The sequence below is a fragment of the Corynebacterium dentalis genome (genome assembly GCF_900232865.1).
Lineage (GTDB): Bacteria > Actinomycetota > Actinomycetes > Mycobacteriales > Mycobacteriaceae > Corynebacterium > Corynebacterium dentalis.
The window spans coordinates 1-10,290 of record NZ_OCTS01000013.1; the positions used below are offsets into that span (position 1 = coordinate 1).

At 54.8% G+C, this 10,290-nt stretch carries 8 protein-coding genes and 1 pseudogene; 2 read left to right on the top strand and 7 right to left on the bottom strand.

What is annotated here, in order from left to right; all coding sequences use genetic code 11:
* Positions 1-202: 202 nt before the first annotated feature.
* Positions 203-1,363, bottom strand: coding sequence for a hypothetical protein (locus tag CS919_RS10460; RefSeq protein ID WP_099299405.1), 1,161 nt, complete (start codon positions 1,361-1,363; stop codon positions 203-205).
* A 235-nt stretch (positions 1,364-1,598) separates the two neighbouring features.
* On the opposite strand from CS919_RS10460, the pseudogene CS919_RS10465 reads away from it, so the two are divergent.
* Positions 1,599-2,077 (top strand): annotated as a pseudogene (locus CS919_RS10465) (transposase); the annotation flags it as partial.
* 326 nt (positions 2,078-2,403) lie between these two features.
* Here CS919_RS10465 and CS919_RS10475 read toward each other — a convergent pair.
* The 5 genes from CS919_RS10475 to CS919_RS10495 all read right to left on the bottom strand — a co-directional run bounded on the left by CS919_RS10475 (position 2,404) and on the right by CS919_RS10495 (position 8,444).
* Positions 2,404-3,900, bottom strand: a complete 1,497-nt coding sequence (locus CS919_RS10475; protein WP_099299408.1) for a replication initiation protein — start codon at positions 3,898-3,900, stop codon at positions 2,404-2,406.
* Positions 3,901-4,052: 152 nt separating this feature from the next.
* Entirely contained in the window at positions 4,053-4,319 is a 267-nt protein-coding gene (locus CS919_RS10480; protein WP_099299409.1) for a ribbon-helix-helix domain-containing protein, read from the bottom strand.
* 346 nt (positions 4,320-4,665) lie between these two features.
* The gene (locus tag CS919_RS10485; protein WP_099299410.1) at positions 4,666-4,905 is read right to left on the bottom strand and encodes a ribbon-helix-helix protein, CopG family; all 240 of its coding nucleotides are present in this window, start codon (positions 4,903-4,905) and stop codon (positions 4,666-4,668) included.
* Complete coding sequence (locus tag CS919_RS10490; RefSeq protein WP_234990917.1) at positions 4,906-5,514, bottom strand: nucleotide-binding protein; 609 nt, start codon at positions 5,512-5,514, stop codon at positions 4,906-4,908. It abuts the gene before it with no gap.
* Between the two features lie 143 nt (positions 5,515-5,657).
* The gene (locus CS919_RS10495; protein WP_200818377.1) at positions 5,658-8,444 is read right to left on the bottom strand and encodes a DNA methyltransferase; all 2,787 of its coding nucleotides are present in this window, start codon (positions 8,442-8,444) and stop codon (positions 5,658-5,660) included.
* A gap of 264 nt (positions 8,445-8,708) precedes the next feature.
* Between CS919_RS10495 and CS919_RS10685 the strand changes: the two genes are divergently transcribed.
* Positions 8,709-9,368, top strand: a complete 660-nt coding sequence (locus CS919_RS10685; RefSeq protein WP_143341806.1) for a coiled-coil domain-containing protein — start codon at positions 8,709-8,711, stop codon at positions 9,366-9,368.
* 267 nt (positions 9,369-9,635) lie between these two features.
* Here CS919_RS10685 and CS919_RS10500 read toward each other — a convergent pair whose 3' ends face one another.
* On the bottom strand, positions 9,636-10,280 hold the full coding sequence (locus CS919_RS10500; protein ID WP_099299412.1) for a recombinase family protein: 645 nt from the start codon (positions 10,278-10,280) through the stop codon (positions 9,636-9,638).
* Between the last annotated feature and the right edge of the window lie 10 nt (positions 10,281-10,290).

Here is a 10,290-nt window from a genome sequence, read left to right on the forward strand (position 1 = left end):
GCGCTCAAGATTCTGATCTTTTGAACTCACCCGGGCATAGCCCACCTTCTGACCCGAGATCACACCCAACTGTTCAGTGATCTCTAGAGGTAGTGACGGTTCTGTTCCGTTAGTCATGGAACTAACCCTAGCGAACAGGAAGTCTTGTCATTCGCAAAGTGTTCGCCTGGGGTGTACCTCATTGATGCCCGGGGGAAAGATTTCAGAATGGGAGAAGATGTTGCCCGTCAGGAAGCTTCGCGTTCTGCTCAAGCTTTGCGTTTTCCTCGTCAGTTGGGCGAACTTCCAGCGAAGTCTCCCAAAGTCCCATCCCTAGAGGTTCTCCAGTCGCCCCTTTCCAATCTTCTGGAACAAATTGGATATTAAGAGAGCCGTGCATTCCTGGGATGGTGCCATCCTTCAAGATGCTTTGCAGTTCCCAGGTCATGGAGCGGGCCAATTGACGTGCTGACTCAATCGCACCATAGAGGGCAACGTCGACAGCGTCATTCGTGAACATCGTTACGCGTCCAGGTTGCCCTAAGTGCTTCCGTCGTCCATTTATCCAGATAGTATCGAGTGCCCGGGCTAGGAGATAAACGACGACAAGGTCCTGGTCAAAAAGTGTCGATGTTGTCGTCACATAGCCGGTATCAGACTCGACTCCTTGTGGCTTATCTTTCGTATGCAAGTGGGTAAGCGGGTAACCGTAGGAAAGGTCAAATTCCTGCCCCCCTGGACTGGTGTAGTGCAGGCTGCTAAACCCAGAGGCGGGGATTGCCGTCAGCCCATGTTTCGCTGCGTTGTAAAGGAAAGACTCGGATAGGTATCTTTCCGCTGCGAAGTAGAGCAGTTTTCCAAGGGCTTCAACAGACTCTTCAAACTGTTCTTCTGTTGAGTCGAGTGCAGATTCCTTACTGGTGGTACCACCATAGAAAACGCGGGCTATGTCGTCATGCCCAAACCCGTTCTTTACCTCGTTTTCAACTTTTCGCTTGAACTTCACAAAGCTGGTTTCTTTCGACATGTGCAACCACGGGGACTTTGCACCTGAGTGATGCGCAAAATAGTAGCGAAGTGCCGTTTCGGCTGCGTGGTGAAATGCGATAACACCCTGGGCTACCAGAAATCCATTGATCTCATCCTCGTCTGGCATTTGAATGCCACCAATTGTGAAAGATCCAAATTTTCTCTCTCGATCAATGAACGCTTGCCTAGCTTCTGCATCTACGCCCCAAGAAGTAAGCGTCACGAGTTGGAGCACGAAAAATAGGCTTGGCCGCTTTCGGTAAAAGGTTTCATTTAATTCTGCGTATATCCCAGGATGCATCACCTTACGGTCTTGGCTGCCTCGTTGAGTGCTGCTTTTTTGCTTTTTAGACATACCTAACTTTCAGAATCGAGCCAGAGACCTTTATGGGGAGTTCTGGTGCCGCTGCGAACACCATTACTCTGCCAGTGGCGCCTTCAGTGAGCTGGCTAGTTTGCATCAATCTGACGAGTTCTATTATTTTCTCGTCGCCCATATTCCGCAGCGAAGGGATGTGCAAGTGGGACCTGACCCCCTGGTGGTGGACACGCTGAAACCAGCATGTCGCTGGGGAAGGTACCTTTCCACCATGCCACGCAAGACCTACACCGAGCGGTTCAAGCGTGACGCAGTCTCGTTGTACGAGTCGACTCCCGGAGCAACGATCAACGCGATCGCCTCCGATCTCGGGGTCAACCGCAACTCGCTGCGCAGCTGGCTCGATGCCTTCGGCACCGGCACCAAAACCAATGCCAACGGTGAGAAAGTCGCCAGCCCCATCGCCGCGTCGGACTCCGCCACCGCTGCCTCAGGACTGTCGGACGCCGAGCGCATCCGCGTACTGGAACGCGAAAACGCCAAACTCCGCGAGGAACGAGAAATCCTTCGTAAGGCGGCCAAGTATTTCGCGGAAGAGACGAACTGGTGAACCGCTTCCGGTTCGTTGACGACCATCGAGACCTCTACGAGGTCAAGCGGTTATGCCAGGTCCTGAAAATCAATCGGTCCTCTTACTACGCCTGGAAATCAGCTGCCCCTGCCCGCCGGCAACGCCTCGTCATCACGGCGTACCGAAATATCCCCCAAACACACCAATGTCGCCCCATCTGGAATCTCCCGAAGGGTATTCACGATCACCTCATCGTGTTGCTAACTTGATGCAAACCCTCATAATTCCGATACAAGACGATGGCCCAAATGAAGATCAGACACCGTCCAGAAACCTTCTTCAGTTATTTCCATCTGTAGCTTCCTTACTTAGATTGCATTCTTTCCAGTAGTTCACCGAGCAATGTACGGATGTTCAACAGAGAACTCAGAGAAAGATTCTCAGAAGACTTACTGCCCAAAAGAGGGGCAGGGGAACCGTGTATTGCTTACGGCATTTCCCACCTCTAGATGCCGAGCATGCCGGCTTCCTTCAGCGCCTTGAGGTGTAGGTTGGCCATGCGCTTAGTGATCCCCACCTCTGCTGCGATTTCCTTTCCTGCGGGAAGGTCTCCAGTTTCAACTAGATACTCGGTTGCTACAGCAAGAACTCGGGCGCGGGTTCCCTGCCCCTGAATCTTGCGGATTTTATTGGCCTTATTGAGCTTTTCCAGCTCATTCTGCACATACTCACTGTCTCTATCGTTCCACCGTTCGGCGGCTTTCTGCCCACCTCTGCGCCCCATCGTGGCTAGAGCTTTGCGTTCACGGGCGTTTACGCCGTCTGCAGCACCGCTGAAGGCGGACGCCCCGGATGAGCGGTTGTTAGACATTACGTAACCGCGAACACGGCGCGCCATGGTCACACGGTCGCGCTGTGGTGGCATCTCAGGCTCACGGTTATCCGCGCCAACGGCCTGGGCGATGTTGTAGGCACGTTCGTAAGCATCGATGATCTTCGCATCCGTCATCCGCTCCCCTGCCTCCCGGAGTCGATGACCGGCGGCGAGAGCGTGCCGAAATGCTGTCTCATCGCGCGCAGCGCGCCCTTCTGACACCCACAGCACCTTGACGCCGTCGATACGGTCGCCGTCGAGAGCATCAGCACTAGGCAGATCTGATTTCAGCGAGTCCAGAAGCGCATGGGCTTGTTGGGCTTGCTCACGCCGTGTACGGACAGCTTCGATCAGCTCACGTCCGCTAGAGAAGTTCTGCTTCTTTGCCTCGGTGGCGTGGGCTGGTTGTCCGGTCATGGTTCTCACCTCGTCGCGCAGGTGGGCGAGTCGATCGACTCTGTGGTGTTGTACGTGCCAACGATATGCCGTGGGATCGTCGCCTGTATAAAACGGCGAGCGGGACAGTCTGTGGGAGAAAGACGGGTCGCCACCGAGCAGTTCCGCCAGGATCGTCATCACTACCCGCAGAAGACGCGCGTTAGAGGCGTCTCCCCTCTCATCGGTGTAGACGGGATCAATCATCCAGATCAGTTGGCATTTGCCGTTTATCGGGTTCACACCGATCCAGGCGGGTCCTGCATTGCCCGCAGCGAGGACAGACAGTTTCTGGCGAGCTATCTCGTCGATGCAGTTAATCGTTCCGCCGTGGTGTCCACGACGGTCAATATCGACGACCAGGACGGCGGAGCGTTGCTTGTGCGCTAGTGCGACGTATTGGCAGCGTCCGAGCGCGGCTGTTTCGACGCGGTAAAGCTTGGGGACGGTGTGGCCGTTTTTGTCTTTGCGCCAGGCGGCCTTGAAGTCGCGGGTGGGGCTTCCCTGCAAGGTTTTGCGCCCAAGGTGGGCAATGAGTTGTTGGCGATCTTGTTCGGTGACGCCGAATGAGCCGAGCGTGGTGGGTGTGGCACCCAGGGTTTGGGTGATCAGCTGGGCTGCGTCCCAGTGGGACTTTTTTGTGGGGACACGCTGGCTTGCTACCAGCGCGTTACCCATTTTGGGTAAACTCATACTCAGGCTTTCCCCCAGATGATTCCTGGGCGATAAGCGAGCGTCATACGGGCGGCAACCCGTGTGGCGCTCTTTTTAATTGGTCTAGCAGCCAGCTTAAATTACAGCGCTGGTATTCAGCGGCACTACGCGCCGCGAATGCGTACTAGTTTTCACTTGTTTTCGGACTCTTCGATGGTGCGCAGAATGATCTCTCGGAACTCTGCGGTGACGAAGTCCGCTTCCTTTTTCTTCATGGCGTGTCCCCAGTAGGCCTTCTCGTAGATAGGCAGCATCTCCTCAATGGCGTCGCGGAGGTAGCGGCCTCGACTACGACCGGTGCGAGCAGCCAGCATGTCGAGGCGGGCAATGGTGTCTTCGGTCATGCGTGCGGAGACGACGCGTCCGCTGGGGTGGTGGGCTTGTCGGGTGGTGGGCATGGCGCGTTCTCCTGGTGCTATCGGTGGGCGAAAATATCCTCTGAACACTTTATAGCGTTAAAACGTTAACGTTTCAACGCTATAACGTTATCGAGTAAACGGGCGGGGCTAAAAGCTTTTCCGCACCTCAGGTCTCCGCCGCGATTGCTCGTCCAGCGGGGCGTTGTAAAAGATGTTTACCTGCTACCTAGATATGCCTACCGCTATATCCACCAGCCTCCGCGACAATACTTCATCCACCGTCCACGCCACCCCCTACCGACGGACATATCCGCCCCGGCAAACGCTCTAGCGTCTTAACGCTAACGCTCAAACGTCATAGCGTTAGCGTTTAAACGCTGCAGCGTTATTTATCTTTGAGGTAGTCAGCAGCAAGTGCTTCTAGGATCTGGGACAGGTTGCGCCCCTCTTCCACGCTGCAATGCTTAAGCTTTTTCCAGGTCTCGTCCGAGAGGTAGATCGTGGTGCGTCGCGTGAGGTTCGCAGTCTGATTGGCGAATGTGTCTGCCACGGGGACGGCAGGGGAGTGTGGGGCTTTCTTCTTCTCGCGCATAGTGTCAGCAAGACGGGGACGGGAAGTAGACATTTACATCTCCTCGATTTCTACGATCTCTCGGTACACATCGTCATAGCCATGCAGACGCGTCGGTGCCATGCCAAACGATGCTTTGATTTCTTCGCGTTGGGGAATCGCGTTGTAGAACGTCGGCACGCCCTGATCCTCCAACAGCTGGCGGGCTTCCGTGTAGAACTTCGTGTGCATCAGCACGCCTGTGAGCAAGACGCCGGCAGGACGGCCGGTGACGGTATCCAGGGTTGGCCATACGCGGTCAAGATCCATCGGTGATGCGCCAGAGGGGATCACGATCAGATCGGCCGTATCGATGGCGGACTGAATAGACTCAGCGTTTCCTGGGGGAGTGTCGATGATCTGCAGAGCGTCCTCCTGCCGGGGCAATGCGCTGATCTGTTCGGCGGTCACGAACGTCACTGCAAACGGCAGCTGCTCGCCGCGCTGCTCGGCCACTTCCGCCCACCGTGTGGCAGAGCCTTGCGGATCAGCGTCAAAGACCGTGACTTTTTTACCTTCTGCCGCTGCCGCCGTAGCGACCATTAAGGCACTGGTTGTCTTCCCCACACCTCCCTTGGTGTGAATAAATGCAACGCGCATATCGTCCTCCTGGTGTAGAAACATGGCTTCTGCCTGCATGTAACATTAACACGTCATAACGTTAACGTCGGGACACTATAACGTTAACGTTAAATCATTAAAACGCCTTAACGCTATATATTTTTGCTAGATCCTGATGCCCGACGTCAAGCATCTCGTTTTTCTGCCTACTGTTTTTCCAGTCCTGCCAGTTCCACGTAGTTGCTAAACAGAAGCTCCTGACGCTGACGTTCACTCGTCAGTTTGCGCGGCGCGCCGAATGCTTTATCAACTTCTCGATCGAGTCCATCATGAGCCTTGACGAGAACCGGATCCATGGCCAGCGGATTGTAGTGATCAGCTAGCGAGCGCTCAGGATGCAGCGCGCGAGCATCGAGAACTTTCCGTCCCGCCTTGATGATCACATCTCGCTGTCTATCGGATAGTTCTGGGACGGGGAACGTGTTCCAGGTCAACGTATTCGCAAAATTAAGATCAGACTTCAGCCGACCTCCAATCGTCTTTTGCCATGTGATGAACATCGAAGAGGAAATCAATCCGAATAGAAGACCTTCTGGATCGACAGCTGTGTACAGCTTGTTTCCTGCAATCACACTCCGACTAAGAAGCTGCGCGGTATAAAATCTTCGAGTCTCGGAAACAACTGCGGGGATTCCTACGTAAGGTTCATCTGGCTGATGATTTTCTTGGAATAAGTGTGGGGTTAAAGCAGACTCCTGCGTAGCTCTCTTCTTACTGGCAAGTCGCACTTCCCGAACCTGGGCTACGCGACTCTTCAGTAACACTGACTTTTGTATGTCTTTGGGATCAAAGTCATCGTCAGCCATCCACAGGCACCAACGGTCTAATCCTCTTACCAGCTCTCTACCCATACGAAACGGGCGCAAATATTTCGCTGCTACTGGGTCGTTCTTAACCTGTTGATACTCGTCTATTTCGACTATTAAATTTCCGCCGTCGGTTGGTTTTGATCCAAATCGTGTTATTGGTAACTCACTGGACACTGGCTTCGATCTTTTCTTGACCAGCACGTTGGCACCATCAACTAGATAAGCATTGATGCCGTGTTCAACGGAGACTGCTACAGGCTCGCCCTTGACTTTGGGGTAGTCCCATAACCGTTTTTTCGCACCTTCGTTTTTTGTGAACCCAACGATTACGCAGTGCACGGCAGCTTTGCCTGGTGCTTCGGAGTCCCAGGCGAACGTGCGATGCGCGAATTTGATAATCCACCCAGCATCAAACAGTGGGCGGAACAGAGCGGGGACGGGCTGGCCTTGCGTGATCGAGTTGGTTGTCACGTAAGCGAATTCACCAGGACGACTAGACAATAGATCCTTGGCTTTGGCATGCCAACCGGTGACGTAGTCCAGGTACCCGTCGTAGTCAGCACCCCAGACCCGCTTCATATCCTCGGTCTGCTCGGTGGTCTTGGTGTACTGGCCGATAAACGGCGGGTTACCGAAGATGTAGGTCATGCCCGAGGTGCGCGGTAGATTCACATCCCACGCCATAGCCAGCGCATTGCCATGGTGGATATGGGCGGTGATCCTGATTGGTAGACGATTAGGAGCATCACCGATGCGAAGTGCTAGTTCCCGGTTAGCTTGGTGGTCAACAAGGAACATGGCGGTTTCAGCGATTTTGGCTGGCCACCAGTTCAGTTCGAAGCCGTGGAACTGGTTAATCGTGAGTTTCTGATCCAACGAGACATCCAGCGACGCGGTGGTCTGTCCTTCGCGTTCGCGGATCGCCACGATGATCTCTGTTTCGATTTTTCGTAGCTCGCGGTAGGCCACGATGAGGAAGTTTCCCGCGCCACACGCCGGGTCGCAGAAGATCATCTCGGCCAAGGCATCACGGAAGCGGCGCAGATCAGCGATGCTGGTGTTCTTGGCACGGATCAGGCGGTAGGCCTCGTTGCGTAATCCAGTGAGGAACAACGGCTCAATGACTTTGAGGATGTTGTTCTCTGGGGTGTAATGCTCGCCGTCGCCACGGCGGGCTTCCTTGGATTTCACGAGTTGGAACATCGAGCCAAAGATGGCCGGACTAATGCGTGTCCAGTGAAACCGGCACGCCGATAGAAGAGCGTCCCGCATCTCCGCGTCGAAGAATTCCATCGGCATCGGATCGTTAAACAGCGAGCCGTTGACGTAGGGGAATTTCGCCATGGATTCCGGTACGCGGGCGCGCTTGTTTTCTGGGGTGTTGAGCACCTGGAAAAGCATGTTCAGTTGCGCGCCGAGATTATCCCCGGTGGTGTCGTAGAGAACGAAACGATAGAACAGATCGGCCTCATTCCATAGGCCAGCATCATCGCCGTAGAGCAGGAACAAAATACGGGTGAGGAACACGGAGGTTTTTTGCACCTGCCAGTCTTCTTCTTCCGGATCAGTGGGAGCATCATCGCCCACGTGTTCGTCCGCGTCCTCGCCCAGCATCACCGAATAGAGGTTGGCCATGATCTTCGAGGCGTGGATGGAGGCTTGTTCTTCCTCACGCTTGGTGATGGTTTCCTGCCCGGCTAAGAACATCAGTTGATCAATATGGTCGGGTATTTCGTCGATGGTGAACACTTGTGTCCACCCGTCCTCACCGAGCTGGGTGAGGCGCAGGTATTCGAAGTCGGAAACCAGGACGTGCTTCGGCCACTCGTGCTGTTCGATGGAACCGCCCGCGAGATAATCCAAAGCTTGAGAAAATGCGACGTCGAGATCGCGCCCCAGCGATTTCGCCTCGCCGAGTAAGACACCTGACCAGAACAAGTCGATGTAACCCGTATTGCCCGTCGAGGCGCGCGCTGCGTCGCGTTCAAACAAGTCGATGCGCTCTGGGATCACCCCGAAGCTGCGCAGGAGATCAGACCAGAACTGTTGGGCGTGGGACTTTTCTGTGTGGCGTTTGTCGGTGGCTTTCCACTCGTCAATGCGCGGTCGCCAGTGGGAGACCATCGAGGTGAGGTTTTTCCGAATGTCGCCACGATCCAAGGCGACTACAGCAAAAGAAGAAGTCACACGCTCAACACTACGGTGATGCTCACCCGTGACCTGTCACATGCACGCACAATCCCGACTCACGACGTCGCACCCTTGTGCGTTCCGGCTACCCCGAAAATCCCCGCCGTGGCGCGACTGCGCTGACCCGCCCAAAAGCCACACACCTCTTGCATCTTTACCTAATATATTTCGTTGGCACGAAATTGATACAGTACAACCATGGACTCAACGCCGAAGAAAAAGGCAGCACGCTGCGCAGAATGCGGTAACCCCGTGCACTACGAAGGACGAGGACGCAGGCCGAAATATTGCTCATCGAGTTGCCGGCATCGAGCATGGGAGACTCGGCGCGCAGCCAGCCAGGGAAAGGTCGCGCGGGAAATTGTTGAGACCGTCGTTGAGGTCGAAACACCGATCAACGCCGACACCGTTGCCCACTGGCTTGATGGTCATCCCCGCCGATTATCGGCAGTGATCCGACTCATGGAGTGGACACCGGAACAGCAGCAGGGATTGCGCTTCGGTCTGGAAAAAGCTGATACCGACCTCACAGTAATCACCCAATCAGAGCGTTCTCGTCACACACGTGCGCCGTCTATGACTCCATTGCAACGGCTAGAAAACGCCCAACTACAGCAGCAAGTAGAGTCACTCACCCGTGCCAACGAAGAACTCAAACGGCAGCTCCAACACAGGAGCCAACCAGAGGCGCAGCCATTGAATCCGACTCGCAATCTTTCCTCGCCCATGCCATCCGAGACGCGCTACAAGACAACAACAGTCAACGGAAAGAACTTCCGTGTACCCGCAGACTGGTCGCGCCAACAAATACGGCACTGGTGCCGAACCCACCCCGAACAAGGCCAGGAAACCACGTAAAAACCTCCCCCCTGTTTCGTATCAACGAAATAAGGCGGGTAATAGTGCAAGAGGTGTGTCCTGTAAAGACATGAACGCGAAAGCGCCCTGATGGTAAATATGTGCAGCGCCCGGAGGTGACGCCGAGTTTCGTCACAGAGTCGATTCTGCCGAAGGGGAAAGCAAGAGGCAGGCATAGAGCCTATCGGCGTTGAAGAAGGCGCAAGCGTTGTCTTTGCTCACAGAAATCTCGGACTGTATAGCTTCCCGATCTCCACACATCTCTCACTAAGCGTGCGCAGATTTACCACCGGCCGCATCTAGATAGCTGTACAACGTGGTTCGCCCCACCTTCAGACGCCGCGCAACTTCTGCTTTCGGCACACCAGCGTCCACCCACACGCGTGCCTGAAGAATCTGCTCATCAGTGAGCGCGCGAGCTCGCCCCTTGTACACACCACGTTCCTTTGCACGGGCGATTCCCTCTGCTTGGCGCTCTCTAATAATGGAGCGCTCAAACTCTGCCACCGAACCCAGCAGCCCCAGCATCAGCTTGGCAATCGGGGTGGAGTCCTTCGAATAAACCTGCCCCTCCTTGAGGAACTTCACCGACACCCCTTTGCTGACCAACTCGTCAACAATGGCATATAAATCCGTTAGGGAGCGCGCGCACCGATCCATCGACGTGACCACAAGCTGATCCCCCGCACGGACATACCGCATCGCCTCATCAAGACCAGGACGCTCACGCGATCCACCGCTGGCCTTGTCTGTGTAATAGGTGAAGATCTTCTCCGCCTTAAGTTGCTCAATCTGGCGCTCAAGATTCTGATCTTTTGAACTCACCCGGGCATAGCCCACCTTCTGACCCGAGATCACACCCAACTGTTCAGTGATCTCTAGAGGTAGTGACGGTTCTGTTCCGTTAGTCATGGAACTAACC